Origin of the sequence: Micromonospora sp. NBRC 101691, assembly GCF_030269285.1 — a bacterium.
GTDB lineage: Bacteria > Actinomycetota > Actinomycetes > Mycobacteriales > Micromonosporaceae > Micromonospora > Micromonospora echinospora.
The window spans coordinates 17,411-43,916 of record NZ_BSTB01000013.1; the positions used below are offsets into that span (position 1 = coordinate 17,411).

20 protein-coding genes and 1 tRNA gene are annotated in these 26,506 nt (G+C 72.1%); 14 read left to right on the top strand and 7 right to left on the bottom strand.

Annotated elements, in window-relative coordinates; all coding sequences use genetic code 11:
- Positions 1-45 precede the first annotated feature (45 nt).
- Together pyrG and QSK20_RS19830 are read left to right on the top strand one after the other, a co-directional pair.
- The gene (pyrG, locus tag QSK20_RS19825) at positions 46-1,806 is read left to right on the top strand and encodes a CTP synthase (RefSeq protein WP_285790090.1); all 1,761 of its coding nucleotides are present in this window, start codon (positions 46-48) and stop codon (positions 1,804-1,806) included.
- Complete coding sequence (locus QSK20_RS19830) at positions 1,803-2,402, top strand: NUDIX domain-containing protein (protein WP_285790091.1); 600 nt, start codon at positions 1,803-1,805, stop codon at positions 2,400-2,402. Before pyrG ends, QSK20_RS19830 begins: the two co-directional genes overlap by 4 nt.
- A gap of 90 nt (positions 2,403-2,492) precedes the next feature.
- On the opposite strand, the gene QSK20_RS19835 is transcribed toward QSK20_RS19830, so the two are convergent.
- Complete coding sequence (locus QSK20_RS19835; protein WP_285790092.1) at positions 2,493-2,747, bottom strand: TM2 domain-containing protein; 255 nt, start codon at positions 2,745-2,747, stop codon at positions 2,493-2,495.
- 288 nt (positions 2,748-3,035) lie between these two features.
- On the opposite strand from QSK20_RS19835, the gene ald reads away from it, so the two are divergent.
- The 9 genes from ald (at position 3,036) to QSK20_RS19880 (ending at position 11,745) form a co-directional block, all read left to right on the top strand.
- Complete coding sequence (gene ald / locus QSK20_RS19840) at positions 3,036-4,151, top strand: alanine dehydrogenase (protein WP_285790093.1); 1,116 nt, start codon at positions 3,036-3,038, stop codon at positions 4,149-4,151.
- A gap of 32 nt (positions 4,152-4,183) precedes the next feature.
- On the top strand, positions 4,184-5,179 hold the full coding sequence (locus QSK20_RS19845; RefSeq protein ID WP_285790094.1) for a site-specific tyrosine recombinase XerD: 996 nt from the start codon (positions 4,184-4,186) through the stop codon (positions 5,177-5,179).
- A gap of 316 nt (positions 5,180-5,495) precedes the next feature.
- Entirely contained in the window at positions 5,496-6,419 is a 924-nt protein-coding gene (locus QSK20_RS19850; protein WP_036375269.1) for a ParA family protein, read from the top strand.
- Positions 6,420-6,453: 34 nt separating this feature from the next.
- Positions 6,454-7,557: a segregation and condensation protein A gene (locus tag QSK20_RS19855; RefSeq protein ID WP_285790095.1), complete on the top strand. Its 1,104-nt coding sequence runs from the start codon at positions 6,454-6,456 to the stop codon at positions 7,555-7,557.
- Positions 7,558-7,562: 5 nt separating this feature from the next.
- Positions 7,563-8,447: an SMC-Scp complex subunit ScpB gene (scpB, locus tag QSK20_RS19860; RefSeq protein WP_285790096.1), complete on the top strand. Its 885-nt coding sequence runs from the start codon at positions 7,563-7,565 to the stop codon at positions 8,445-8,447.
- On the top strand, positions 8,434-9,204 hold the full coding sequence (locus QSK20_RS19865; RefSeq protein WP_145833185.1) for a pseudouridine synthase: 771 nt from the start codon (positions 8,434-8,436) through the stop codon (positions 9,202-9,204). Before scpB ends, QSK20_RS19865 begins: the two co-directional genes overlap by 14 nt.
- A gap of 193 nt (positions 9,205-9,397) precedes the next feature.
- A complete protein-coding gene (cmk, locus tag QSK20_RS19870; RefSeq protein ID WP_285790097.1) occupies positions 9,398-10,078 on the top strand; it encodes a (d)CMP kinase in 681 nt (226 codons plus the stop codon).
- Positions 10,075-11,475, top strand: a complete 1,401-nt coding sequence (der, locus tag QSK20_RS19875; RefSeq protein WP_285790098.1) for a ribosome biogenesis GTPase Der — start codon at positions 10,075-10,077, stop codon at positions 11,473-11,475. The genes cmk and der overlap by 4 nt, the downstream gene beginning before the upstream one ends.
- Positions 11,476-11,671: 196 nt before the next feature.
- A tRNA-Pro gene (locus QSK20_RS19880) sits at positions 11,672-11,745 on the top strand.
- Between the two features lie 60 nt (positions 11,746-11,805).
- Here the strand turns inward: QSK20_RS19880 and QSK20_RS19885 are convergent.
- Both QSK20_RS19885 and QSK20_RS19890 read right to left on the bottom strand, forming a co-directional pair.
- Entirely contained in the window at positions 11,806-13,047 is a 1,242-nt protein-coding gene (locus QSK20_RS19885) for an NAD(P)-binding protein (RefSeq protein ID WP_285790099.1), read from the bottom strand.
- 77 nt (positions 13,048-13,124) lie between these two features.
- Complete coding sequence (locus QSK20_RS19890; protein ID WP_285790100.1) at positions 13,125-16,421, bottom strand: NACHT domain-containing protein; 3,297 nt, start codon at positions 16,419-16,421, stop codon at positions 13,125-13,127.
- 221 nt (positions 16,422-16,642) lie between these two features.
- Here QSK20_RS19890 and QSK20_RS19895 point away from each other — a divergent pair, with 221 nt between their 5' ends.
- Together QSK20_RS19895 and QSK20_RS19900 are read left to right on the top strand one after the other, a co-directional pair.
- Complete coding sequence (locus QSK20_RS19895) at positions 16,643-19,546, top strand: beta-N-acetylglucosaminidase domain-containing protein (RefSeq protein ID WP_285790101.1); 2,904 nt, start codon at positions 16,643-16,645, stop codon at positions 19,544-19,546.
- A gap of 87 nt (positions 19,547-19,633) precedes the next feature.
- Positions 19,634-20,512 (top strand): endonuclease/exonuclease/phosphatase family protein, encoded by an 879-nt coding sequence (locus tag QSK20_RS19900; RefSeq protein WP_285790102.1) that lies wholly within the window; start codon positions 19,634-19,636, stop codon positions 20,510-20,512.
- A gap of 94 nt (positions 20,513-20,606) precedes the next feature.
- On the opposite strand, the gene QSK20_RS19905 is transcribed toward QSK20_RS19900, so the two are convergent.
- The 4 genes from QSK20_RS19905 to QSK20_RS19920 all read right to left on the bottom strand — a co-directional run bounded on the left by QSK20_RS19905 (position 20,607) and on the right by QSK20_RS19920 (position 25,277).
- The gene (locus QSK20_RS19905) at positions 20,607-22,436 is read right to left on the bottom strand and encodes a glycoside hydrolase family 15 protein (RefSeq protein WP_285790103.1); all 1,830 of its coding nucleotides are present in this window, start codon (positions 22,434-22,436) and stop codon (positions 20,607-20,609) included.
- Positions 22,433-22,906, bottom strand: a complete 474-nt coding sequence (locus QSK20_RS19910) for a hypothetical protein (protein WP_285790104.1) — start codon at positions 22,904-22,906, stop codon at positions 22,433-22,435. Before QSK20_RS19910 ends, QSK20_RS19905 begins: the two co-directional genes overlap by 4 nt.
- Positions 22,907-23,153: 247 nt before the next feature.
- Positions 23,154-24,098, bottom strand: coding sequence for a zinc metalloprotease (locus tag QSK20_RS19915; RefSeq protein WP_285790105.1), 945 nt, complete (start codon positions 24,096-24,098; stop codon positions 23,154-23,156).
- Between the two features lie 261 nt (positions 24,099-24,359).
- Positions 24,360-25,277 (bottom strand): helix-turn-helix transcriptional regulator, encoded by a 918-nt coding sequence (locus QSK20_RS19920; RefSeq protein ID WP_285790106.1) that lies wholly within the window; start codon positions 25,275-25,277, stop codon positions 24,360-24,362.
- A gap of 190 nt (positions 25,278-25,467) precedes the next feature.
- Between QSK20_RS19920 and QSK20_RS19925 the strand changes: the two genes are divergently transcribed.
- Positions 25,468-26,490 (top strand): zinc-dependent alcohol dehydrogenase family protein, encoded by a 1,023-nt coding sequence (locus QSK20_RS19925; RefSeq protein WP_285790107.1) that lies wholly within the window; start codon positions 25,468-25,470, stop codon positions 26,488-26,490.
- Positions 26,491-26,506 lie beyond the last annotated feature (16 nt).

A 26,506-nucleotide genomic window follows, 5' to 3' on the forward strand; every position in this document is an offset into this window, starting at 1 on the left:
GCACGGCGGTCTGCACGACCGCAACGGACGACACGGGAGCAGGCCTTGGCCCCATCAGCACGGACGACCAGGCACATCTTCGTCACCGGGGGCGTCGCCTCCTCGCTGGGTAAGGGGCTCACCGCCTCCAGCCTCGGCAACCTGCTCACCGCCCGGGGACTACGGGTGGTGATGCAGAAGCTCGACCCGTACCTCAACGTCGACCCCGGGACGATGAACCCCTTCCAGCACGGTGAGGTGTTCGTCACCGAGGACGGCGCCGAGACCGACCTGGACGTCGGCCACTACGAGCGCTTCCTCGACCAGGATCTCTCCGGCAAGGCGAACGTCACCACCGGCCAGATCTACTCGGACGTGATCGCCAAGGAGCGGCGCGGCGAGTACCTCGGCGACACCGTCCAGGTGATCCCGCACATCACCAACGAGATCAAGTCGCGCATCCTGGCGATGGCCGACCCGGACGCCGACGGCAACGTCCCGGACGTGGTGATCACCGAGGTCGGCGGCACGGTCGGCGACATCGAGTCGCTGCCGTTCCTGGAGGCGATCCGGCAGGTCCGCCACGACCTCGGCCGGGACAACTGCTTCTACCTGCACGTCTCCCTGGTGCCGTACCTGGCCCCGTCCGGGGAGCTGAAGACCAAGCCGACCCAGCACTCGGTGGCGCAGCTGCGCAACATCGGTATCCAGCCGGACGCGCTGGTCTGTCGCTCCGACCGGGACATCCCGGACAAGCTCAAGCACAAGCTGTCGCTCTACTGCGACGTCGACCGGGAGGCGGTCACCGCGGCCCCGGACGCGCCGAGCATCTACGACATCCCCAAGGTGCTGCACCGGGAGGGCCTCGACGCGTACGTGGTGCGCCGGCTCGGCCTCTCCTTCCGGGACGTGGACTGGACGAGCTGGGACGACCTGCTGGACCGGGTGCACCACCCCCGGCACACGGTCACCGTGGCGGTGGTCGGCAAGTACGTCGACCTGCCCGACGCCTACCTGTCGGTCAGCGAGGCGATCCGGGCCGCCGGGTTCCACCACCGGGCCCGGGTGCAGCTGCGCTGGGTGCCCAGCGACGACTGCGTCACCCCGGCCGGCGCGGCGGCGGCCCTGGCCGGCGTGGACGGCATCGTCATCCCCGGCGGGTTCGGGGTGCGCGGCATCGAGGGCAAGATCGGCACCGCCCGGTACGCCCGGGAGAACGGCGTCCCGCTGCTCGGCCTCTGCCTGGGCCTCCAGTGCATGGCCATCGAGGTGGCCCGCCACCTCGGCGACCTGGACGGGGCGAACTCGCTGGAGTTCGACGAGGAGGCCACCCACCCGGTGATCGCCACCATGGCCGACCAGGAGGACATCGTCGCCGGCAAGGGCGACCTGGGCGGCACGATGCGGCTCGGGGCGTACCCGGCGAAGCTGGCCGAGGGCTCCATCGTCGCCGAGGCGTACGGCACCACCGAGGTCAGCGAGCGGCACCGGCACCGGTACGAGGTGAACAACGCCTACCGGGACGCGTTGACCAAGGCCGGCCTGCACATCTCCGGCACCTCGCCGGACGGCCGGCTGGTCGAGTTCGTGGAACTCGACCGCGCGCTGCACCCGTTCTTCGTCGCGACCCAGGCGCACCCGGAGCTGAAGAGCCGGCCCACCCGGTCGCATCCGCTGTTCGCCGCGTTCGTCCGCGCCGCGGTCACCTACTCCGAGGCCGACCAGCTCCCGGTGGAGATGGACGGCGACGCGCGTCGCCGGCCGAACCCGGTGCAGGAGCAGGCGCCCCGGGACGACGCCGCGTCGACCGCCGCCGCCACGTCGTGACCGGGCACCGCTACGAGCTGAGGAACCGGACCGAGCGGTACACCGGCCGGGTGTTCCGGGTGGTCACCGACGAGGTGGCGATGCCCGGCGGCGGCACCGCCAGTCGCGACGTGGTACGCCACGTCGGCGCGGTCGCCGTGGTGGCCCTGGACGACGCCGGCCGGGTGGTGCTGGTCCGCCAGTACCGGCACCCGGTCGGCGGGTACCTGTGGGAGCTGCCGGCCGGGCTGATGGACGTCGACGGTGAGGACCTCGCCGTGGCGGCGCTACGCGAGCTGGCCGAGGAGGCCGACCTGACCGCCGGTCGGGTCGACCTCCTGGTCGACCTGCACAGCTCACCCGGGTTCTCCGACGAGCGGGTGCGGATCTTCCTCGCCCGGGATCTCGTCGAGGTGCCGGTCGGTCGACGGCACGAGCGGCACGACGAGGAGGCGGACATGCAGGTCGTCCGGCTCGACCTGGACGAGGCGGTGGCCCGGGTGCTGGCCGGGGAGGTCACCAACGCCTCCTGCGTGGCGGGCCTGCTCGCCGCCGCGCGGGCCCGGGACGCCGGCTGGGCCCCGCTGCGCCCGGCGGACTCGCCGCTGCCCGGCTGAGCCGGGCCGCGCGGGCGCGCGGAACGAACACCACCACTGACGGCAGGGGCCGTGCGGTACGTACCGCACGGCCCCTCGCTGTCGGCGCGGTCAGTCGCGCAGCGGCCGGCCCTGGCCGTCGACGCCACCGTTGATCAGGATCAGGATCCCGTCGACGAAGCCCCACAGGCTGCCGATGCCGCAGGTCACCAGCGTCACGACGAGCTGGAGGACACCGGTCTTGGTGTCACCGATGTAGAACCGGCCGATGCCGAAGCCACCGAGCACGATCTGGAGAATGCCGGCGACGACCTTGCTCTTGTCGGAGACGCCGCCGGAGTACTGGTACGGAGGAGGGTAGGTCATGAGGCGAAACCCTAGTGATCGACATTCCTGCTGTCCGCAGCGCCAGGGGGCCGATCGGACGATAATGGGCGAACACTGACCCAACGGCCGAGGTCGACTCACGTTGTCGGCCAGGGTATGCCTGACACATCGTCAGGAGAGCCGCGTACGGGGTGTCACTCTGTTGGCTCTCCACCCCGGGCCGGCGGCCCTAGACTGCGGCCGGCAGGAGCGGTGGGCCGCGTCGGCAACGGAGCCGTCGCGCACCGAGCTGGTCGGGGCGGTGCGGCCCCGAGGAGAGGTGTCGTCGTGAAGGTCGGAATCCCTCGCGAGGTCAAGAACCACGAGTACCGCGTGGCGATCACGCCGGCGGGCGTGAACGAGTTCACCCGCAGTGGGCACCAGGTTCTCGTCGAGTCCGGCGCGGGAGTCGGCTCCAGCATCAGCGACGAGGAGTTCGCCGCAGCCGGGGCGAAGATCCTGCCCACCGCCGACGAGGTGTGGGACAGCGCGGACCTCGTGCTCAAGGTCAAGGAGCCGATCGCCGAGGAGTACCACCGCATGCGCGAGGGGCAGGTGCTCTTCACCTACCTGCACCTGGCCGCCTCCAAGGAGTGCACCGACGCGCTGGTCGACCGGAAGGTCACCGGCATCGCGTACGAGACGGTCGAACTACCGGACCGGTCACTGCCGCTGCTCGCCCCGATGTCCGAGGTCGCCGGCCGGCTCGCCCCGCAGGTGGGGGCCTACCACCTCCAGCGGCAGGGCGGCGGGCGCGGCATCCTGATGGGCGGCGTCTCCGGCGTGTACGCGGCCAAGACCGTGGTGATCGGCGCGGGCGTGTCCGGCATGAACGCCGCCGCCATCGCCCTCGGCCTCCAGGCCGAGGTGCTGCTGCTGGACAAGAACGTCGGGCGACTGCGCCAGGCCGACGCGATCTACCGGGGCCACCTCCAGACGGTCGCCTCGAACGCGTACGAGATCGAGCGGGCCGTGCTCGACGCGGACCTGGTCATCGGCGCGGTGCTGGTGCCCGGCGCGAAGGCCCCGACGCTGATCTCCAACGAGCTGGTCTCCCGGATGAAGCCGGGCAGCGTGCTGGTGGACATCTCCATCGACCAGGGCGGCTGCTTCGAGGACTCCCGCCCGACCACGCACGCCGAGCCGACCTACCGGGTGCACGACTCGATCTTCTACTGCGTGGCGAACATGCCCGGCGCGGTGCCGCACACCAGCACGTACGCGCTGACCAACGTGACCCTGCCGTACGCCCTGGAACTGGCGAACCACGGCTGGCGGGAGGCGCTGCGCCGCGACCCCGCCCTCGCCCTCGGCCTGAACACCCACGCCGGGCAGGTCACCTACGGCCCGGTCGCCGAGGCGCACGGCATGACCACCCTGCCGCTGACGGAGGTCCTCGGCTGAGTGCGGCACCGGACGGCCCGGCGGCGGTGGACGTGGCGCCCGCCCCGACGGCGGCCGTGCACGCGGACGTGGCGCCCGCCCCGGCGCTGCGTCGCGCCGTGCGCGGCTACCTCGACCACCTGACCGTCGAGCGGGGGCTGTCGGCGAACACCCTCGCCTCGTACCGGCGCGACCTGGACCGCTACCTGCTCACCCTGGCCTCCGCCGGGGTGAGCGACCTCGCCACGGTCTCCGCGACCCAGGTCGAGGCGCACCTGGCGGCGCTGCGGGCGGGCGGGGACGGACACCCGCCGCTGGCCGTCTCCTCGGCTGCCCGCGCGGCGAGCGCGGTACGCGGCCTGCACCGGTTCGCCCTGCGCGAGGGGCTGGTCGGCGGGGACGCCAGCCGGGACGTCCGGCCGCCCACCCCGCCGCGCCGGCTGCCCCGGGCCCTGCCCGTCGACGACGTGGTCCGGCTGCTGGAGACGGCCGGGTCGGTGCGGGCGGCCGGCGAGGGCGCGCCGCTGGCCCTGCGGGACCGGGCGCTGCTGGAGTTCCTGTACGGCACCGGCGCGCGCATCTCGGAGGCGGTCGGCGCGGCCGTCGACGACCTGGACCCGGCGGAGGGGACCGTGCTGCTGCGCGGCAAGGGCGGCCGGTCCCGGCTCGTGCCGATCGGCGGGTACGCCACCGAGGCGCTCCGGGCCTACCTGGTCCGGGCCCGCCCGGGCCTCGTCGCCGGGGGCCGGGGCACCCCGGCGGTCTTCGTCAACGCCCGGGGTGGCGCGCTGTCCCGGCAGGGCGCGTGGACCATCCTGCGGCGCACCGCCGAGCGGGCCGGGCTGCCGGTGGACGGGCCGGACGCGGTCTCCCCGCACACCCTGCGCCACTCCTACGCCACCCACCTGCTCGACGGCGGGGCGGACGTCCGGGTGGTGCAGGAACTCCTCGGCCACGCCTCGGTCACCACCACCCAGGTCTACACGTTGGTCACCGTGGAACGGCTGCGCGAGGTCTACGCCACCGCCCACCCCCGGGCCCGCGGTTGAGCGGCCCTGGGCGGCGCGCGCCCGGGGCCCTCCGGTGGCGACGCCGGCCGGGCCGGGGCCGCCCGGCGGTGACGGCCACCGGTCGACTCTCGGGTCGGCCGCTGTGTCGATCGTCACCCCGCCCCACCCGGGGCCGGTGGGGACCGTCGACGGGCCCGACACGCCGACCCGGTGCCGACCGGCCTGCTCGAACGTGGCGTACAGTCGGCATCGGCGCGGACCTCCTGGGGCGACAACCGGGGTGCGCAGCGACACCGCAGAAGGACGTCGGAGGGCTCCGACGCCGGGTGGTCGTCGGGAGGGGGGGCAACAGGACATGGCTGGCAACGGCGACCGTGCCGAGACGTGGACGTCTGAGCTCCGTGAGCAGCAGGCCACGCTCGGCGCGGACCTCGGTCCGGCGGATCCGGCCGCGTACACCATGCGCAAACCCATCCCCGAGCCGATGCCCACCGACCGGCACGGTCCGGCCCGGATCATCGCGATGGCCAACCAGAAGGGCGGCGTCGGGAAGACCACCACCACCATCAACCTCGGCGCGGCCCTGGCCGAGTACGGCCGCAAGGTGCTGCTGGTCGACTTCGACCCGCAGGGCGCGCTGTCGGTGGGGCTGGGCGTCAACCCGCACAACCTCGACCTGTCCGTCTACAACCTGCTCATGCAGGACGACGTCACCGCCGAGGACGTCCTGATCAAGACGGACGTCGCCGGGCTGCACCTGCTGCCGGCCAACATCGACCTCTCCGCCGCCGAGATACAGCTCGTCAACGAGGTCGCCCGCGAGATGGCGCTCGCGCGGGTGCTGCGCAGCATCCGCAAGGAGTACGACTACATCCTCATCGACTGCCAGCCCTCGCTCGGCCTGCTCGCCATCAACGCGTTGACCGTCGCGCACGGTGTGCTGATCCCGCTGGAGTGCGAGTTCTTCAGCCTCCGGGGGGTGGCGCTGCTGCTGGACACCATCGACAAGGTGCGCGAGCGGCTCAACTTCGACCTCGAACTCGAGGGCATCCTCGCCACCATGTACGACAGCCGCACCACCCACTGCCGGCAGGTGCTCCAGCGGGTCGTCGAGGCGTTCGGCGACAAGGTCTACCAGACCGTGATCACCAAGACGGTCAAGTTCCCCGAGTCGACGGTGGCCGGGGCGCCCATCACCACCCTCGACCCGGCCTCGTCCGGTGCGCGCAACTACCGTCAGCTCGCCCGTGAGGTGATCGCCGCGCAGGCGGAGCGGTAGTCGGGGCGTCCGGGGTGTGGACTACGGTCGTCCGGTGACCGCACCACCGCTCGACCCCGTCGCCGCCGACCCGGCCGACCCGGCGGCGTCCGCCGGGCCCACGCCAGGTGGTGAGCCCGGGGCCACGTCCGGTGGTGAGCCCGGGGCCACGGAGGAGACCAGCGGCTTCACCGTGCGGCTGGCAAACTTCACCGGCCCGTTCGACCTGCTGCTGCAACTGATCGGCAAGCACAAGCTCGACGTGACCGAGGTGGCCCTGCACCAGGTCACCGACGAGTTCATCGCCTACATCCGGGCGATGGGCGACGAGTGGGACCTCGACGAGGCCAGCGAGTTCCTGCTGATCGCCGCCACCCTGCTCGACCTGAAGGCCGCCCGGCTGCTGCCCGCCGCCGACGTGGAGAACGAGGAGGACCTGGCCCTCCTGGAGGCCCGGGACCTGCTCTTCGCCCGGCTGTTGCAGTACAAGGCGTACAAGGAGGCGGCGGCGCACATCGCCGTGCTGGAGGCCGAGGGGGGCCGACGCTACCCCCGGGCGGTCAGCCTGGAACCCCGGTACGCCCAGGCCCTGCCGGACCTGGTGCTCGGCATCGGCCCGGAACGGCTGCTCAAGCTCGCGGTGCGGGCGATGACCCCGAAGCCGGTCCCGGTGGTCTCCATCGACCACGTGCACACGGTCCGGGTCAGCGTCCGGGAACACGCGCAGATCCTGGCCGGGCGGCTGCGTCGCGCCGGCACCGCCACCTTCTCGCTGCTCTGCGCCGACTGCGAGGCCACCCTGGAGGTGGTGGCCCGGTTCCTGGCCCTGCTGGAGCTGTACCGGGAGGGGCTGGTCGCCTTCACCCAGGAGCAGGCGCTCGGCGAGCTGACCGTACGCTGGACCGGCCCGGCCGACGGCGACACCGACCTCCAGGTCGACGAGTACGCCGGCGCGCCCCCGGACGGCGCCGCTCCGACCACCGCCCCGGTCGACCCGGCGGGCCAGGTCGACGGCGCTGGGTCGGTCGACCGCACCGGCCCGGTCGACGGTGCTGGGCCGGTCGACGGTGCTGGGCCGGTCGACGGTGCTGGGCCGACCGCGGCCCCGGTCGACACCGGTGGACCGAGGGCCGGGACCGGGACGACGACGGAGGAGTGACCGGGATGAGCAACGAGGAACGCAGCGAATCCCTCGCCGACCAGGCCGCGGCCTGGGTCCCCCCGTGGGAACGTCGCCCCACCCCCGCGCCGGAACCGACCTCCGTCCCGGACCCCACCCGCGACGCCTCCACCGACGCCAACGTCCCCACCACCATCCCCACCGAGGCCGAGGCCACCGCCAACGCCCCTGCCGGCGCCGCTGCGCCCACCCCGGCGCAGCCGGACCCGGATCGTGGTGGGAAACGGCCCCCGGAGGGGCCGGTCACCGCCACGATCCCGACCAGGGGCGGACGGCGGGCGGCCGGCGCGACGCGGGAGAGCGCCGCACCGGCGACCCCGATGGAGGAGGGGGAACTGCGCGGGGCGCTGGAGGCGGTCCTGCTGGTCGTCGACGAACCGGTCAGCGAGCTGACCCTCGCCCAGGTGCTGGAGCAGCCGGCCGAGCGGGTCGCCGCCGCCCTCGACCGGCTCGCGGCCGGCTACACCGAGGGCGGGCACGGTTTCGAGTTGCGCCGTGCGGCCGGGGGCTGGCGGCTCTACACCCGACCGGAGTACGCCGCCCACGTGGAGCGGTTCATCCTCGACGGGCAGACCGTCCGGCTCACCCAGGCCGCGTTGGAGACCCTGGCGGTGGTCGCCTACAAGCAGCCGGTGACCCGGTCCCGGATCTCCGCCATCCGGGGTGTCAACTGTGACGGGGTGATCCGTACCCTGGTGTCCCGCGGCCTGGTCGAGGAGTGCGGCACCGAGCCGGAGAGCGGAGCGTTCCTCTACCGGACCACCACCCTGTTCCTGGAAAAACTCGGGCTGAACAGCGTCGCCGACCTGCCGCCGCTGGCCCCGTTCCTCCCCGACGACGTAGAAGAGTTTGCCGATGCCACGCGATGACCGCGCCCCCCGCCCCGACGCGCCCGTCTACGAGGGGGCCGAACGCCTCCAGAAGGTGCTCGCCGCCGCCGGTGTGGGCTCCCGACGGGCCTGCGAGGACCTGATCTTCCGGCGCCGGGTCACCGTCAACGGCCGGGTGGCGCAGCTCGGCGACCGGGCCGACCCGACCCGGGACGTCATCCACGTCGACGGCGAGCGCCTCCAGGTCGACACCCGCCTGGTCTACCTGGCCATGAACAAGCCGCGCGGGGTGGTCTCCACGATGGCCGACGAGAAGGGGCGCACCGCGCTCGCCGACTTCCTCGGCAACCGGGTCGAGCAGCGGGTCTACCACGTCGGGCGGCTCGACGCCGACAGCGAGGGCCTGCTGCTGCTCACCAACGACGGCACCCTCGCGCACAAGCTCATGCACCCGTCGTACGGCGTGCAGAAGACGTACCTCTGCCAGGTCGCCGGGCCGATCCCGCGCAACCTGGGCAAGCGGCTGATGGCCGGGGTGGAGCTGGAGGACGGCCCGGCGAAGGTCGACTCCTTCAAGGTGGTGGACACCCTGGGCAAGACCGCCCAGGTGGAGGTCACCCTGCACGAGGGGCGCAAACACATCGTCCGGCGATTGCTGGGCGAGGCCGGGCATCCGGTGAGCCGGCTGGTGCGTACCTCGATCGGACCGATCCGGCTGGGTGACCTCCGCGCCGGGCGGACCCGCCGGCTCACCAACGCCGAGGTCGCCGCCCTGTTCCGCGCGGTGGGTGACTGACCCGGAGGTTCGGGAAAGCCGTCCCGGTAGGCTCCCAGGCGGCCCGCGGGTCGCCCGGGAGGCGACCCGCGCCCGCCGGTGGTGCCGGCGGGGGCGGATCGGACCGCCAGGCATGATGGACCACGATGGGTAACCGCTCGCCGAACGTCGGAACGACGACGGTCGGCGGGGTACGGGCTGAGGAGGACACGCGGTGGCGGAGAACGTACGGACCGGGCGATGTGTGGTCGCTGTCGACGGGCCATCCGGTTCGGGCAAGTCCACCGTCTCCCGACGGCTGGCCGTCGGGATCGACGCCCGTTACCTCGACACCGGCGCGATGTACCGGGCGGTGACCTGGGCGGTGCTGCGCAGCGGGGTCGACCCGGCCGACGCCGAGGCGGTGGCGAAGGTCGCCGGTGAGATCGACCTGCGCATCGGCACCGACCCCCAGGGGTACGGGGTGACCGTCGACGGGGTGACCGTCGACGCCGACATCAGGGGTCCCGAGGTGACCGGCGCGGTCTCCGCGGTGGCCGCCGTACCGGCGGTCCGGACGCTGCTGGTGTCCCGCCAGCGCGACATGATCGACAACGCGGGCCGGATGGTGGTCGAGGGCCGCGACATCGGCTCGGTCGTCGCCCCCGACGCGGAGCTCAAGGTGTACCTGACCGCCTCCGAGGCGGCCCGGGCACAGCGGCGCAGCGCGCAGGACGCCGCCGACGTGACCGCCACGGCCGCCGACCTGGCCCGACGCGACCGGCTCGACTCGACCCGCAAGACCGACCCGTTGCAGCAGTCGGCGGACGCGGTCGTGCTGGACACCACCGAGCTGGGCATCGACGAGGTCGTGGCCCGGCTGCGGGAACTGCTGGTGGAACGGGGCGTGGCATGACCGACGACAACGGCTGGGTCGAGCTGCGCGAGCCCGACGTCGACGCAGAGCAGACCGGCCCGGTGCCCGTGGTGGCCGTGGTCGGCCGCCCGAACGTGGGCAAGTCGACACTGGTCAACCGGATCATCGGCCGTCGGCAGGCGGTCGTCGAGGACGTCCCCGGGGTCACCCGGGACCGCGTGCCGTACGACGCCCAGTGGTCCGGCCGGCAGTTCACCGTGGTGGACACCGGCGGCTGGGAACCGGACGCGAAGGACCGGGCGGCGGCCATCGCCGCGCAGGCCGAGACGGCCGTCGCCACCGCCGACGTGGTCCTCTTCGTGGTGGACGCGGTGGTCGGCTCGACCGACGTGGACGAGGCGGCGGTACGGATGCTGCGGCGCAGCGCCAAGCCGGTGATCCTGGTGGCGAACAAGGCCGACAACGCGGCCATCGAGGTGGAGGCGACCTCGCTCTGGTCGCTCGGACTGGGCGAGCCGCACCCGGTGTCGGCGCTGCACGGCCGCGGCTCCGGCGAACTCCTCGACGCCATCATGGACGCGCTTCCCGAGGCCCCGAAGATCGTCGAGGACCGGCCGCGCGGCCCGCGTCGGGTGGCCCTGGTCGGCCGCCCCAACGTCGGCAAGTCCAGTTTGCTCAACCGGTTCTCCGGTGAGGAACGGGCCGTGGTCGACTCGGTCGCCGGCACCACCGTCGACCCGGTGGACAGCCTGGTGCGCATCGGTGGCGAGACCTGGCACCTGGTGGACACCGCCGGGCTGCGCAAGCGGGTCGGCAAGGCCAGCGGCACCGAGTACTACGCCAGCCTGCGTACCGCCTCGGCGATCGAGGCGGCCGAGGTGGCGGTGGTGCTGCTCGACGCCAGCGAGGTGATCAGCGAACAGGACCAGCGAATCCTGTCGATGGTCACCGAGACCGGCCGGGCCCTGGTGATCGCCTTCAACAAGTGGGACCTGGTCGACGCCGACCGCCGGTACTACCTGGACAAGGAGATCGAGCGGGAGCTGCGCCGGATCCCGTGGGCGATCCGGCTCAACCTCTCCGCGATGACCGGCCGGGCGGTGGACAAGCTCGCCCCGGCGCTGAACAAGGCCCTGGCGAGCTGGGAGACCCGGGTACCCACCGCGCAGCTCAACTCGTGGCTCACCGCGCTGGTCCAGGCCACCCCGCACCCGGTGCGCGGCGGGCGGGCCCCGAAGATCCTCTTCGCCACCCAGGCGGGCACCTGCCCGCCGCGCTTCGTGCTCTTCACCACCGCGCCGCTGGACGCCGGCTACCAGCGCTTCGTCGAGCGCAAGCTCCGCGAGGAGTTCGGCTTCGAGGGCAGCCCGGTGGAGATCTCGGTACGCCCGCGCAAGAAGCTCGGTCCGGGCGGCCGGGGCAAGGCGCACGGCTGACCTCTGCGGCAACGACACCGAACGCCGGGCCGGGATCTCCCCGACCCGGCGTTCGCCTTCCCCGCCACCAGTACCCTCCTAGGACGCTTGAGAGGGTGTGGCGGCCGTCGCCGTAGCGGGAGGGGTCTGTGCGTACCTCGGGAAGATCCTGCGCTAAGCTGTACCGGCTGCCGCAGGGGAGACCCGGCGGTGGCATCGGGACGTGGCGCAGCTTGGTAGCGCACTTGACTGGGGGTCAAGGGGTCGTCGGTTCGAATCCGGCCGTCCCGACAGTACGCAGAAAGACCGTTGACCGAAGCATAAGCCCAGGTCAACGGTCCTCATTTCATTCTACGTCGACGGGGAATGGTCGGCTGCGGTACCGGAGCTGACGGGTTGGTGCTGCTGGTGGTCGGTCAGCAGGTCGGTTGCCTGTGCGGCGATGTCGTCGAGGGTCGCGTCCGGGACGGCGACGTGGGGCAGTCGGCCGGCCAGGGCGGCGAGGTCGTCGTCTCGGGGGAGCCAGACGATGGGTAGCTCAGGGCGGATCGTCTGGGCGGCCGTCACGATGGCGAGACCGGTGTCGTCGTCGGGGGTGGCGACGAGCAGGGCCCGGCTTCGGTCGAGGGCGGCGTGGAGCAGCGTGTCGGGCCAGCGTGCGTCGTCGACGATGACGGGGATGTCGCGTCGGCGGGCGGCGCGTACGCCCCGCGCGGTCGGTTGGGTGTCGATGGCGACGATCTCGTCGCCGGCATCGTGGAGGGCCCGCACGAGGTGTGTCCCACGTTCTCCGAGTCCGGCGACCACGACGTGTCCGCGGATCCCCGCCGGTGGCAGACCGGCGGCGGCGAGGGTCCGGCCCTGTTGGAGGGCGTCACCGAGGTAGACACCGGTGGTGACGCTGCCCAGCACGGTGAGCAGCGCGAAGCAGACCTGGTAAAGCTGCACGGCGGTGCCACCGGCCAGGTCCGGTTCGGCCACGCTGCGCAGCAGTGTGAGGTAGAGGGCCTGGCCGACACTGAGATTGTGCAGCACGGCGAGCAGCATGGTGCTCACCAGGGCGAGGGCGAGTGCGACCAGGGCGACCCGCGCCGCCCGGGCCCGTAGCTGGTTGCGCAGGATGCGCCGTAGGTACGGGGTGCGCCGGGCGCCCCTGATGGTGGGTAACGCTCGGGGTCGGCGGGGCGCCGTGGAGGCCAGTGCCGACAGGTAGGCGCGGGCGACCGTGGACGCCGGAGAGAAACCCCGGGCATCGTACGGAGCCGTGTCGGCGAGCAGTTCGGTCCGGATCACCAACCTCGCCTGCGGTTGGTGGGCGCGGGCCAGCAGAGCGTCGTGCAGCGCGGTGTCCTGGCGTAGGACCGTCACGGTGTCGACGCGCCCGCAACGGGCCAGGACCTCGGCGTCGAGCCGATCGGCGACGAGCACCGACGCCGCACCGGAGAGCCCCGTGGACACCAGCTCCACGGCGTACTCCGGTACGGCCAGCGTCACCCTTGTGCCGGGTGCGGCCAGGAGACGTCGGGCCACGGCGACGGCGAGCGCATCGTCGCCGTACACGAGGTGGTGGGGTTGCCGTTGGTCGCCGGACATGGAGTCACGGTAGGCGACAGGGGCAACACGGTCGGAGGTGGCGGCCGGCCGTCGCGCGCGTCGGTCGGGGAGTTCAGCTAGCCGCCGTTCTCCGGAGTGGATTCGTGATCTGGCGTGGGGTGGTGCGGGCGGGCGAACAGGGCGTCGGCCAGGTCCGGGGCCGCGCGTTCGAGGTCCGGTCGGCGTCCGGCCTCGGTCAGGGCTGCGGCCAACCGAGGGAGCAGGCTGGACGCCTCGGGTTCCCTGCTGCCGACCAGCGCGTGTAGCGCCGTGACGAGCGCGCCGACGTCGATGCCATATGCGTATCCGCCGATTAGGTCCGAGGTGAGCAGGGCTCCGTACCAAGCTTCGGTGGCCGATGACGCAACGAGGCAGTGGATCGCGCTGGCGGCCGCGCGCACGGTCATCCATCCTTCGTCGAGTTGCTGATGGACGATCTCGCAGACCTTCTCCGGCGGCAGACGGTGCGCTTCGACGCGCATGGTGCCCAGCAGCATCGCCGTGGCGTCCCCGATCGCCGGCGTGTTCTCAGCATCGATCGGTGCCAGGTCCACCACGGCGGAGGAGGCGTTATCGCAGGCGGCGACCAGTTCCTCGACGGGGGCGTGCAGCGAGACCGCCAGCCACATCCGGACGAGAGCATGCGCGACCGAGAGGTGGTTGCCGTTCTCCTGCTGTGCGAACTGGGTCAGCGTTGTAGGTATCCGTCGGATCAACGGTTCCAGGGCGTGTAGCAGCGTGTCGTCGCTCAGGTGGTTGCTCAGGTGCATCGACCGGAGCGCGGGCGGTATCTCGAAGCCGGCCTTGGCGAGCGCGGCGCGTCTCTCGCCGGGTTCCAGTCCGTTGATCCAGTACACGTCGGTGGGATCCGGGAGGTCGGCCGTCCAGCCGGGCGCGTGTTCGAGGACGATGTCGCGGCGGCCGTCGCGCCAGGTGCGGGTGATCTTGAGGACCTCCATGGTGTCCATCCACATGCCGCTCGGCACGGCGGCCTGCCACTGCAGAGCCGAGTTGCGCAGCCAGGCCGCCGGGTCGTTGGTCCGGGTGAACAGTTCCGACGCCCGCAGTTCACCGCCGCAGGCCAGGGTCAGCAGGAGGAGGTTGAACGAGTAGGTGGCCATCCAGTGGTCGACGCGCTTGTCGACGGGGCGGTAGCGGCTCTCGGCGTACTGCGGGCGGGTCATGGCCTGGGAGGTGCGACCGGTCAACCAGGCCCGGATGCGGTCGCGGTCGGGGCCGTCGAGCAGACCGGCGACGAACGGCAGGATCGTGGCGCGGGCGGTCAGTGGCGTGAAGCCGAGCAGGGACCGCAGCAGGTCGTCGTCGTTCGACGGGCCCATGCGCAGGGCCAGCGTGCTCGCCGACTCGCGCGCCTCGGTGTCGCGGACGGCCTGTACGACGAGCCGGGACACGAGGTACTCGCCGAAGGTCGCGTGCAGGAACTCGTACGTCTGCCGGGTCTGGTCGTCCTGGACGGCCTGGGCGCGCTGGATGAAGAAGAAGCGCCCGACCATCTCCTGACCGGCGGTGAGCGGGCTGCGGAAGGCCTCGGTGCGGCCCGGGTGCGACGGGGCGATGCCGAGGCTGGTCAGGTCGTCGTCCAACTCGCGCTCGGTGGCCCAGAGACGCAGGCGGTGGAACATCGCGAAGGCGACCACCGACAGGCGCAGGAGTTCCTGCTCGACCAGCCCCGGCACGGCCGAACCGGGTTGTCCCGGGTGGACCCGGCGCACCTCGCGTTCGGCGAACGAGGCCAGCAACCGCTCGTAGAGTTGACCGTCGTCGAGTGCTGCGGCGTCGTCCTGCAGCGCGTTGCCGGTGGCGTCGTAGAGGGCGAGCATGAGCAGCAGTAACGGCTGTTCGGCGAGGTGGCGGAAGCGGAGGACCACCTCCGGCGTCAGGGGTTCGACGGGCTGACCGGTCTCGTTCCAGACGGTCAGCCACCGCTCGATCTGGGCGTCGTCGAACGGCTCGAGGCGTACGGCGAGGGCGCCGACGGGCATGCGCGCACGGTCCGCGACGGCGGTCCGGGTGGTGACCATGACCGCGACCGGGCGGCCCAACGCTGCCTCCCGTTGCTGGAACCTGGCGACCCGGTGCAGATAGTCGGACTGGTGCAGGCCGGTGGCCTGGAGGAGCTCGTCGAAGCCGTCGAGCAGGATGACCGGCAGGGCGCCGTCGGCGTCGCGGGAGAGCTCTGCCCAGGACACCGTCTCGCCGATTGCGAGGCGCAGGGCCCGTTCTACCTGGTCCTGGATCTCGGCTTCGGCGGGCACCTCGCGCAGCGGGACCCGGCAGACGAAGAAGTCGTCGGCGGGCAGGCGGGCGGCGAGGATCCGGGTCAGCGAGGACTTCCCGGCGCCCGGCTGGCCGAGCAGCAGCATCGGGGCCTCGGTGGCCTGGGGCGTGGTCAGGTGGGCGGCGAGGAAGTCGGCGAGGTCGTCGCGCACGCCGGCGTCGGCCCACCACTGGTCGTCCGCGGGTCGGGCGGCCGGGTCGGCCGCCCGGACCCGGAAGCGCGGATCGAGGTACGCGGCTCCGAGCGTGGGCAGGAGCGGACCCCCCGTGTCGCCGCCGAGAATGGGACGGTCGAGTTCGGCGCGACAGGAGCGGGACAGCGCGGCCCGATGGAGGCCCGGGGCGCGCCCCGAGCCGGCCCGTAGCAGCAGCGCTTCGAGACGTTCCATGCCCCGGGCGGCGGCACGTGCCTCGAGGCGATCGGCCCAGAACGCGAACTCGGGGATCTCCTCGGCGAGGCGGCGGTGGGTCTCGTCGTAGCGGGCGACGGCCGCACCGGGCAGCCGCCGGTCGAGCAGATCGGCCAGCATGCGGCGGGCGCGCTCGTCGGCCCGGTCCCAGACGGCCAGCCCGGCGAGGTGGCGGCTCATGCGGGTCGACTCCTTGGCGTACCAGTCCTGGAGAGCGGTCAGGAGGCCCGCATACGGGAGGTCGGGCGTCGGCAGCGGGACCGGCGTGCGCAGGAAACGGTCGACCAGCGTCCCCTCGCCCCGGTCGGCGGCGAACGCGAGCTGGTCCTGCCGGGTGAAACCGGGATCACGAAAGCCCGCAGCGGTGAGGCAGACGTCGAGCTCCTCGAAGAACGCGGTGACCACCAGGACGGCGTGCGCGGCCTGGAGCCGCTCGCTGCGGTCGTGGCGCCCCAGTCCGCGTACGGAATCGCTGATCTTGGCCGTGACCACGCCGCCGAGCCGGACCACCTCGGTCTTGGCGTCGAAGAGGCTGATCGCGAGATCGCTGCCGCCCGCGGTCGCCACGGTGAGCGCGCCGCCGAGCAGGTTGTCGACGGCCTTGGCGAGCGGCCCCGAGCCACCCAGGATCCGGACGGCGTCGGCATAGGACAGACGGTGCGGCATCGCTACATGATGGCGCACCCGGCAAACCGGCCAAGGGCGGGCAGGCGAGTCCGGTCCACGCGCGAACCGTGCTGTCGGGCGCGGTGACCAGCGGCGTTACCGCCGGTCCGGTCGAAGGCATTGACGAGGCTGCCCGGTCTAGCCCAGTATTTCGGGAAGTCGTCGCGTACCCGCCACGTGCCACGGCTCACGTCATGTTTCCCGTTCCCAGGAGGATCTCCATGCGAAACGGCCCTCGGAGACGTCGGCGCTTCCCACGCGCACTGGCCGGCTGCGTCCTCGCCTCGCTCGTCGGCACGGTCGGACTGCTGGGTTCCCCGTCCACGGCCGGTGGCGCAGCCGCCACCCCGGCCCTGCATCCGCAGCCGCAGGAGTTGTCCGTCACCGGGACTCCGCTCGACCTGCCGGCCGCGCTGACGGTCGTCCGTGGCACGGCCGCGGACCAGCCGGCCGTCGACGCCGTGGTGGCCGCTCTCGCCGCGCACGACACGAGCGTCACCCTCACCGGCACCGACCCGGGCGGCGGGACGACCGTCTACGTCGGCGGAGCGCAGGAGACACCCGCGAGCGCGGCGGCCCTGACCGCGATCGGCGTCGCAGCCCCGGGCGCCCTACCCGACCAGGGTTATCTGCTGGCCACCGGGACGGACTCCGGCGGCAGGCAGCGGGTGGTCCTCTCCGGCGGCGGAAAGGTGGGCACCTTCTACGCCGCGCAGACCCTGAGGCAACTCCTGACCTCGGACTCCTCCGGCGCGCGGATCGCGCGCGTCACCATCAGGGACTGGCCGGCCTTCTCGTTCCGCGGCGGGATGGACTCGGCCAACCCGCCACCACCAGGGGTGGCCCTCTGGACGAAAGCCGACCGGCTGGAACAGGTGGAGGTTCTCGCCCGCAACAAGATGAACCGCTTCTTCTACGGCCCCGCAGCTGACCCGCGCACGGGCGGCAGCGGAAGCGACAACTGGCGGACCCCGTACTCGGCGGCGGAACTCGGCGACCTGCGGGAGGTCGTCACCAAGGCACACCGCCTGCACGTCGCGTTCGTGTACCGGATCTCACCCGAGATGCCGCTGGACCAGGCCAGTGGCATCTGCCACTCCTCCGCCACGGAGCGCAGCACCCTGCTCTCCCGGCTCGACCAGATGTACGGAATCGGAGTCCGCCACTTCGTCATCGCCTGGGACGACGTCTTCCCGACGCGGCCGTTCTCCTGCGCGACCGACCGCGACACGTACGGAACCGGGGTCACGGCCTGGGCGCGGGCACAGGCCGACGTCACGAACTTCGTCCAGACGCGGTTCGTCGGCGCCCGCACCGGCATGGGCCAGCTGTACACGGTCAGCAGCGAGTACGCCGGGACGGCGGTCAGCAGTTACCGCACCGAGTTCGACACCCGGCTCGACACCGCGGTGGGTGTCTACTGGACCGGACCCGAGGTGCTGTCGCCGAGCATCACCAGGAGGAACCTCGACGACGCCCAGTCGGCGTTCCCCCGGCACCGCCTCGCGATCTGGGACAACTTCCCGGTCAACGACCAGGTCTGGGACCGGCTCCAGATGGGTCCGCTGGTCGGCCGCGAGGCCGCGCTCTCGGCTGCGCCGGGGATCCTGTTCAACGAGATGACCCAGCAGGGCCCCTCCCAGCTGCCCCTGCTCACCGCCGCCGACTTCGCCTGGAATCCGGCCCGGTACCGGCCGGAGGACTCCTGGTCCCGCGCCATCGACACGCTCGGTGGGTCGATGGCCGGGCAGCTCCGGACCTTCGCGGAGGTCAACCGCTCGTCCGTCATCGACCGCACCGACTCGGTGGCGCTGGCCGACGCCATCCGGAGCTTCCGCGACGCCCTCCGCACCGGAACCGGGGTGGACAGCGCCGCCGCCGCGCTCAAACAGCGGCTCGTCGCCCTCAAGACGGCCAGCACGGACCTACAGGCCATGCCGACCAGCCTGACGACGCAGGCGCGACCCTGGCTCCAGCAGACGGTGCGCCTCGTGGACGCGGCCACCCGCGCCGTGGATCTCCTGATCGCCGAGCGCGCCGGGCAGGCCACCGTGGCGAACGAACTCCGCCGGGAGATCCGTAACCTGCTTCCCGCCATCGCCGCGCACCCCGAGTCGGTGGCGCACGGCGTACTCCACCCCCTGGTGACCTTCGCGCTGCGGCGGGGCGTCGACCGGGTGGACCTGAGCGGAGACGGACGCGCGGACGTCCTGGCCGTGACGGGTGGCGGCACGCTGAACGCGTACGAGAACCTGCGTACCACGATGAACTGGCCGGAGCTGGGCGCCACCCAGACGGTCGGGCAGGGTTGGTCGACCGCGCAACTGCCCGTCCTCGGTGACCTCGACGGTGACCGGCTCGCGGACCTGCTCACCGTGAACAGCGCCGGGGCCCTGGTGCAGTTCCGGAACTCCGGGTCCTTCACGGGTGGCATGTTCGCCGCAGGCGTCCAGGTCGGTGGCGGCTGGCAGGGGACGTCGGCGGTGCGCCTGGCCGACCTCGACGACGACGGGCGCGCCGACCTGCTGGGGGTGTTCCCGGGCGGCACGCTCAGGGCGTTCCGCAACACCGGCATGAGCAACGGCGCGGTGACCTGGGGTCCGGCCGTCCAGGTCGGGCAGGGGTGGAGCGCCGCCGAGCTTCCCTTCGTCGGCGATCTCACGGGTGACGGAAGAGCCGACCTGATGTCCGTCAAGTCCGACGGATCGCTGTGGCACTACCTGAACACCGGCAGTTTCGCCGGAGGAATGTTCGCCGCCGGTCAACGGGTCGGCGAGGGCTGGACCGGTCACCTGGCGATGCACGTCGTCGACCTCGACGGCGACGGACCTGCGGACGTGCTCGGCGTGCTGGCGGACGGGACGCTCGCCGCCTTCCGGAACCGGGGTGTGACGAACGGACTGGTCAGCCTTGGACCCCGGGCTTCGGTGGGCCAGGGTTGGCACGCGAACATGCTGCCCTACCCGACCGATCTGAGCGGGGACGGCCGCGCCGACCTGGTCTCGATCAACAGCGAGGGGCGGCTCCTGACGAACATCAACGCCGGTCGCTTCGCGAGCGGACTGATGTTCCCGACGACGGCAGCACATGGCCCGGGATGGGAGGGAACCATCTTCCTGCGGTGACAAACTTCGATATCGACTAACATCACGGCGATAACTTTCTCCGTCGGCCACGCTCAGGTCGGCGTCATGTCACCGGGAGGGATCGCCGTGGCGAGTAGGAGACGATGGTCGGCCCGGGGCGCGGCCGTTCTGGTCGGTGCGGTCGCGTTGGTGACCGGCCTGCTGCCGGCACCACCCGCCGCCGCGGCGAACGCGGTCTTCCAGGCCGCGACGCTGAACATCTACCACGGCCTCAGCCGGGCCGACTTCGTCGCCGACCTGCAACTGATCACCTCGAAGGCGGACCTGGTCGGCCTCAACGAGGTGGGGGAGCGGAAGGCCCACCTGCAGGACTGGGCCGCGGCGAACGGCTGGTGGTTGTACGCGCCCGAGCCGACGAGCGCCGCGCAGGAAGCCCTGCTGGCCAGGAAGAGCATGTTCGACGTGGTCGACAAGGGGTCCGTCTTCGTGTGCGACACCAACGGGCCCGGGGAGGTGCCGCCCGCCCGCTACAACAACTGGGTCGCCTACCGGCACAAGGCGAGCGGCCGGAACGTCGTCCACATCAACGCGCACCTGAACGCGAGCATCGAGAACAACGGCCGGCCGGAGGACCTGCCGCGCACCCGGTGCGCCGAGGAGCAGATCCAGAACATCAAGAACCTGGCCGCCGACAAGAAGGACGACGGCCAGGTCATCGTCAGCGGCGACTTCAACATCGACTTCAGCGCCGACCGGGCGTACGGGTACGAGAAGTTCCCGTGGAAGGTCTTCGAGGCCAACTCCCTGCCGAACCTGCGCTCCGTCTACAACCTCTACGGAGAGAAGGGCACCGGAACGCACACGTCGGGACGGCACATCGACTACGTCTACTTCTGGAAGCGCGTGCCGGAGCACCAGGTCATGTGGATGACCGACTACAGCATCGTCGGCGGCACGAAGTCCGACCACAACGGCGTCGTGGCGACGTTCGCCATCCAGACGTAGGTCGTCCCGCCGGCCACCACGGCGGGCAGTTGCGGTGGGGACGGGCCGGGTCCGGGTCCGTCCCCGCACGATTCGAACGTGCCGGCGGCAGTGCTCAGGCGGATCCGGGACCGGCCGCGGGGGCGTCCCGGATGGCGAGTGCGGCCTGGACGAGCGCCGCGTGGGTCAGCGTCTGGGGGTAGTTGCCGAGGTGGGCGCCGGTGGCCGGGTCCAGTTCCTCGGCGTAGAGGCCGAGCGGGCTGGCGTGGTCGACCATCGCCTGGAACAGTTCGACCGCTTCGCGGCGGCGTCCGACGCGGGCGAGGGCCTGGACGAGCCAGAACGAGCAGGGCAGGAACGCGCCCTCCGTGCCGGGGAAGCCGTCCCGCCCCGGCGGGTAGCGGTAGAGCAGGGGTCCGCCGGCGGAGAGCCGGGACCGAACGGCGTCGATGGTGCCGTGCACCCGGGACGATCCAACGTCGTCCATGCCGAGCAGCGGCAGGACGAGCAGCGCCGCGTCCAGGTCGGCCGAGTCGTAGCTGCGGACATAGCTGCCGGCCGTCGGGTCGAAGCCGCGCGCTCGCACCTCGTCGGCGACGGCGTCCCGGGCCTGCTGCCAACGTCGACGTCGGCGGTCGGAGAGCGGGTGGGTCTCGGCGATGCGTAGGGCCCGGTCCAGGGCGAGCCAGCCCATGAGCTTGGAATGCACGTGTTGGGCGGGTGCCCGGATCTCCCAGATGCCGGCGTCGGGTTCCGGCCAGCGGCGGGCGACCAGGTCGGCGAAGCCGCGCACCGCCCGCCACGTCTCCGTGGAGAGGCGCTGTCCGGCCTGCGCGAACGCCCAGGTGGCGTCGATCACCCAGCCGTAGCCGTCGAGCTGGTGTTGGTCTGCGGCACCGTTACCGACCCGCACCGGGACGCTGCCGAGATAGCCGGGCCAGCCGGGCACCGGCCGCTCCGCTGGTACGCGGCGGCCGTGCAGGGTGAGCAGCGCCGGCAGGCGTGGCCGCTGGAGCCGGCTGGCGTGCAACAGCCAGGCGAGGAACCCGTGGGCCTCGTCGGGTTTGCCGACGCTGAGGAAGGCGCTGACGCCGATGCTGGCGTCCCGGGGCCAGACATAGCGGTAGTCCCAGTTCCGTGTTCCGCCGGGCTCCTCCGGCAGTGAGGTGGTGGGTGCGGCCACCGGCGCCTGCGAGGGCGAGTAGGTCAACAGGCGCAGGGTCAGCAGGCTTCGTACGACGTGCTCCCGGAAGGGCAGCGAACTGTCGATCCCGGTGGTCCAGGCACGCCACCGGCTCTCGTCCTCGGTCAGCAGTTCCCAGGCGGCTGCCGGCTCGACGTGGATCACCGGTTCGCGGTGGGCCACCGCCAGCACGAGGGTGACCGCGTGGCCCGGCCGGACCGTGATCGGGACGGGCCGACCGGGTTCGACGGGGAGCCGGGGTGCGCTGGCCAGAGAGACCGCGAGCGCCCCCCACTCGCACCGCAGGGCCCGGCCACGGTGGTCGACCCGGGGACGGCGGTGCCGTGCGCCGAGGCGGGGGTCGAACTCGACGACGGCGTCGACCGCCGCCCCGGTGGCCGACAGGCGCCGCACGAGCAGGGTCGTGGGCAGCAGGCGTCCGCTGATCTCGGCCACCATGGCCTCGGTGAGGGTGAGCCGACCGCTGCCCACCGCCCACGTCGTCGTCAGGGTGGCGGTGCGCTGCCGGTAGCGTCGTTCGACCACCGTTGCCGGCCGGGCCGGGCCCACCCGGTAGGTTCCCGCGTCCGGGCCGCCGACCAGCCGGCCGAACAGGGGCTCGCCGTCGAAGCGGGGCACGCAGAGCCAGTCGATCCCGCCGTCCCCGGCGACGAGGGCGGCGGTGCGGGTGTCCCCCAGCAGCCCGTAGTCGCTGATCGGGGTCGGGTGCCGTCGGCCTGTCACGTCCGGCCCGTCGGTCATGGTCCGAGGAGCAGGCCGAGGACGGTCCCGTACATGACGTGGACGACCACCGTGACCGCGGGAGTCTGGAGGCCGTAGTTGAGGCCGAACAGGCCGGGCGGCTCCAACACGGCCGTGCTGGCCGGGCCCGCCCGCTCCGAGGCCATCCGCGGGTGGACCCCCGGCAGCAGCGGCAGGAGCACCGTCAGCGCGATCCCGACGTGCAGCATCCCGAACAGCGCGCCGATCCACCAGGTCGCGTGGCGCAGCAGCGCGAACGCGGCGGCGTACCCGAGGGCGAAGGCCTGACCGGCACAGAGGTGGATGACGAATCCGACGACCCGGGCCCGGTCGGGGTCCTCGGTGACGAGGGTCCCGAGCACCAGGGGCAGGTCGAGGCGGGTGAGACCGGCGAGTTGGGCGGCGATCAGCGCTGCGGTGAGCACGGCGGTGGCGACCAGCCCGAACACCGCCCAACCGGCCCAGTCCATGTCAGCAGGTGTCGACGTCGCTCACGGCAACGTCCTCTCGCATCAACGGTCCACCTCCCGGCCGGACGACGTGCCGCTTCCGGGCGGCTCGTCGCGACGTGCGCTGCGCGTCACCGTGCGGCGACAGCGGTCTCTCCGGCCTTCAACCATAATCCCGACAACTGGTGCATAAGGGCGGCTCGGCGGGATGTGACCGGAACGAGGGGTCGGCGGGCCACCGTGCGACCCGCCGACCCGACACGTACGGTTACTTGCCGCCGCCCGCCCGGAAGGCCACCCAGGCGTCGCTCATCCGGTCCGCCTGGCCCGGGGTGAACATGTTCATGCAGGAGTCCTGCGTGTAGTCCATGAAGTTGTGGATCGGGTCCAGGCCGGGTGCGGAGCAGCTGTCCGCGCCCTCCGGGCAGTTGAACTGCGGCGCCGCCTCCCGCGGCGTGTCGGCGACGAAGTCGCCGGAAGCGGAGCACCCGTGCGCGAAGGTGTGCTCCAGCATCAGCCAGTGCCCGACCTCGTGGGTCAGCGTGTCGCCCAGGGCGTACTTGCCCGCCGTTCCGCCCGGCATCGACTCGTCGAGCAACACCACGCCGTCGATGTAGTCCCGGCCGTTGTTGTAACCCTTCGGGAAGTACGCCCAGCCGAGGAGTCCGTCGCCGATGTTGGCCGCGTACACGTTCAGGGTGCGGGCGTCGCCGGTGTGCAGCGCACGCTTCATGTCCCGCTCGTTCTTGCCCGGCACGACCGTGTACCAGTCGCTGTTCACCGTCCACGTCGTGTCGACCAGCGAGAACCGGAACGGTGTGTCGGCGGCGTCCGCCGCCGTGCGGCCCGCGAACGAGTCGTTGAGCACCGTCATCTGCGCCGCGATCATGGCTTTCCACCGGTCCGTCTCGGCGATGCTGAGCGGGCGGTCGGAGATCATGTGGAAGACCGTGGGTACGGTGACGCCGCCGTCGGGCAGGCGTGGCGAGTCCTTGATCACGCCGTAGGCGTTCGCCTCGTTCTTGGCGTACAGCTCCGGCTCGTGCGCGGTGGCGCCCTCGCGCACCCGCGCCGCGCTGTGCTGCTCGGTGCCCGGCTCACACGCCTCGACACCCGGGGACGCGGTCACGGGCGCTGCCGGCACCGCCCCGGCGGCGCCGCCGGAGGCCAGGAACGTCGAGGCCGTGGCAGCCAGAACTACCAGTTGGAACATGGATTTCCTGCGCATGGTCGCCCTTTCGCGCGCTGGGAGGCGGAGGGCCCGCAGAGCGGGACGGCCGGGAGCCGCCGCTGAGAAGATCACCGCCATCGTCGTGCCGGTATGAGAACACGCCGTCGACGTCCGTAACAGGCCCCGAAGAGACGTCCCCGGGCATCGCTGCGGCTGCGATGAGCATCGATTCGGCCACCCCACGTGCCCCGGTCCGGGATCCGACCGTCCCGGGCCGGGTTCCCGCCGGCGCGACCGGCGGCGCTACCGTCCTCCGCCGGGCGTTCCGCTGGCCGGGTCCGGCTGGCGATCCGCCGCCGGAAGGCTGCCGTCGCCGGTGGTCGCGGCCCAGGAGGCGAGGAGCGAGAGCGCCTGCGCGGTCGGCGAGTCGGGTTCGGCGGCGTAGACGGTCATGGTCAGGTCCGGCTCGGCGCGCAGTTCCATGCTCTCGTACGCGAGGGCGAGGTCACCCACGACGTGGTGGTGGAAGTGCTTGACGCCGGTGCCGTGGATGCGCACGTTGTGCGCGCCCCAGCGGCGGCGGAACTCGTCACTGCGGGTGGAGAGCTCGCCCACCAGGTCGTGCAGTCCCTTGTCGTGGGGGTCGATGCCCGCCGCGGTGCGCAGGTTGGCCACGGTCATGTCGGCGAACAGACCCCAGTCCGGGTAGAAACGGCGGGCGGCGCTGTCGAGGAACGTGAACCGGGCGAAGTTCGGCACGCCGGTGGGGTCGGCGTAGACGTCGCTGTGCATGGCCCGGCCGAGCAGGTTGGCGGCGAGCAGGTCGGAGCGGTTGTTGACCACGATCGCGGGTGTGGTCATGGCGTCCAGCGACCACTGCAGGCTCGGTCGCACGGTCCGCTGCTTCGCGCGCCGGCTGGGCCGCAGCAGCGCGTTGCTGCCGTTGGCCTCCTGCGCGAGGCGCATCAGGTGGGCCCGTTCGGCGTCGTCGAGTTGCAGGGCGCGGGCGATCGCGTCGAGCACGCCGGCGGAGACTCCGGCCAGTGAGCCGCGTTCGAGCTTGGCGTAGTACTCGACGCTCATCCCCGCCAGCGCGGCGACCTCGCCGCGGCGCAGCCCGGGTACGCGGCGCTGCCCGGTGGTCGGCAGCCCGGCCCGCTCCGGTGTGATCCTGGCCCGGCGCGAGGTGAGGAAGTCGTGCACTTCGACTCGGTTGTTCACCTGCTCGACGGTACGACGCTCCGCGCCGAACTGGGATGTACCGCCGGTACACCTTTCCGCAGAGTCTCCCGCCGAGACCGGCGGCGTGGTTCTCTGGGAGCCGGTCAGCGCGAAACAGAAATGCCGGGAATATCGCCTCGGCGTTGTCGCGCGTTGCGATGAATCGGTGAGTGGAACAGGGAGAACAGCCATGCGTGGTGCGGTCCTGCACGCCCCCGGCGACGTCCGGGTCGAGAACCGTGACGATCCCCGGATCGAACAGCCGACGGACGCGGTCATCCGGCTGTCGGCGACGTGTGTCTGCGGGTCGGACCTGTGGCCGTACCGGGGGATCCAGAAGCTGGACGGCCCGATGGTGATGGGCCACGAGTACGTGGGCGTCGTCGAGGAGGTCGGCAGCGAGGTCACCGGCGTCCGACCCGGCCAGTTCGTGGTCGGCTCGTTCTGGGCCTCCGACAACACCTGTGAGATCTGCCGGGCCGGCTACCAGAGCGCCTGCGTGCACCGCGTGGTGATGGGCGAGTTGGGCTCGCAGGCCGAGTACCTGCGGGTGCCGCTGGCCGACGGCACCCTCGTCGCCACGCCCGAGGTGCCCTCCGCCGACCTGGTCCCCAGCTACCTGGCCGCCTCCGACGTGCTGGGCACCGGCTGGTTCGCCGCGGTGGCCGCCGAGGCCGGGCCGGGCAAGACCGTCGCGGTCGTCGGCGACGGCGCGGTCGGCCTGCTCGCGGTGCTGGCGGCCAGACAGCTCGGGGCGGAACGGATCATCGCGATGAGCCGGCACGAGTCCCGGCAGAAGCTGGCCCGCGAGTTCGGGGCGACCGACATCGTCACCGAACGCGGTGAGGAGGGTGTCGCGCGGATCAGGGACCTCACGAACGGGCTGGGCGCGCACTCGGTGGTGGAGGCCGTCGGCACGCAGGAGTCGATGATGCAGGCGGTCCACTCCACCCGGGCCGGTGGGCACGTCGGTTTCGTCGGCGTCACCCACGACGTGAGCCTGCCCGGCCTGGAGATGTTCTTCTCGCTGGTGCACCTGCACGGCGGTCCGGCTCCCGTACGCCGTTTCCTGCCGCACCTGATGGAGCTGATCGGCGACCGTACGATCGACCCGGGCAGGGTCTTCGACCTCGAACTGCCGCTGGAGCAGGCCGCCGAGGGCTACCGGGCGATGGACGAGCGCCGCGCCATCAAGACCCTGTTGCGCCCGTGAGGGAAGTCCCGCGCCT

Excerpts from the sequence above, each read along its gene's own strand:
- QSK20_RS19835 (WP_285790092.1), bottom strand. The coding sequence starts at position 2,747 with ATGACCTACCCTCCTCCGTACCAGTACTCCGGCGGCGTCTCCGACAAG.
- QSK20_RS19850 (WP_036375269.1), top strand. The coding sequence starts at position 5,496 with ATGGCTGGCAACGGCGACCGTGCCGAGACGTGGACGTCTGAGCTCCGT.
- scpB (WP_285790096.1), top strand. The coding sequence starts at position 7,563 with ATGAGCAACGAGGAACGCAGCGAATCCCTCGCCGACCAGGCCGCGGCC.
- QSK20_RS19865 (WP_145833185.1), top strand. The coding sequence starts at position 8,434 with ATGCCACGCGATGACCGCGCCCCCCGCCCCGACGCGCCCGTCTACGAG.
- der (WP_285790098.1), top strand. The coding sequence starts at position 10,075 with ATGACCGACGACAACGGCTGGGTCGAGCTGCGCGAGCCCGACGTCGAC.
- QSK20_RS19885 (WP_285790099.1), bottom strand. The coding sequence starts at position 13,047 with ATGTCCGGCGACCAACGGCAACCCCACCACCTCGTGTACGGCGACGAT.
- QSK20_RS19890 (WP_285790100.1), bottom strand. The coding sequence starts at position 16,421 with ATGCCGCACCGTCTGTCCTATGCCGACGCCGTCCGGATCCTGGGTGGC.
- QSK20_RS19895 (WP_285790101.1), top strand. The coding sequence starts at position 16,643 with ATGCGAAACGGCCCTCGGAGACGTCGGCGCTTCCCACGCGCACTGGCC.
- QSK20_RS19905 (WP_285790103.1), bottom strand. The coding sequence starts at position 22,436 with ATGACCGACGGGCCGGACGTGACAGGCCGACGGCACCCGACCCCGATC.
- QSK20_RS19910 (WP_285790104.1), bottom strand. The coding sequence starts at position 22,906 with ATGGACTGGGCCGGTTGGGCGGTGTTCGGGCTGGTCGCCACCGCCGTG.
- QSK20_RS19915 (WP_285790105.1), bottom strand. The coding sequence starts at position 24,098 with ATGTTCCAACTGGTAGTTCTGGCTGCCACGGCCTCGACGTTCCTGGCC.
- QSK20_RS19925 (WP_285790107.1), top strand. The coding sequence starts at position 25,468 with ATGCGTGGTGCGGTCCTGCACGCCCCCGGCGACGTCCGGGTCGAGAAC.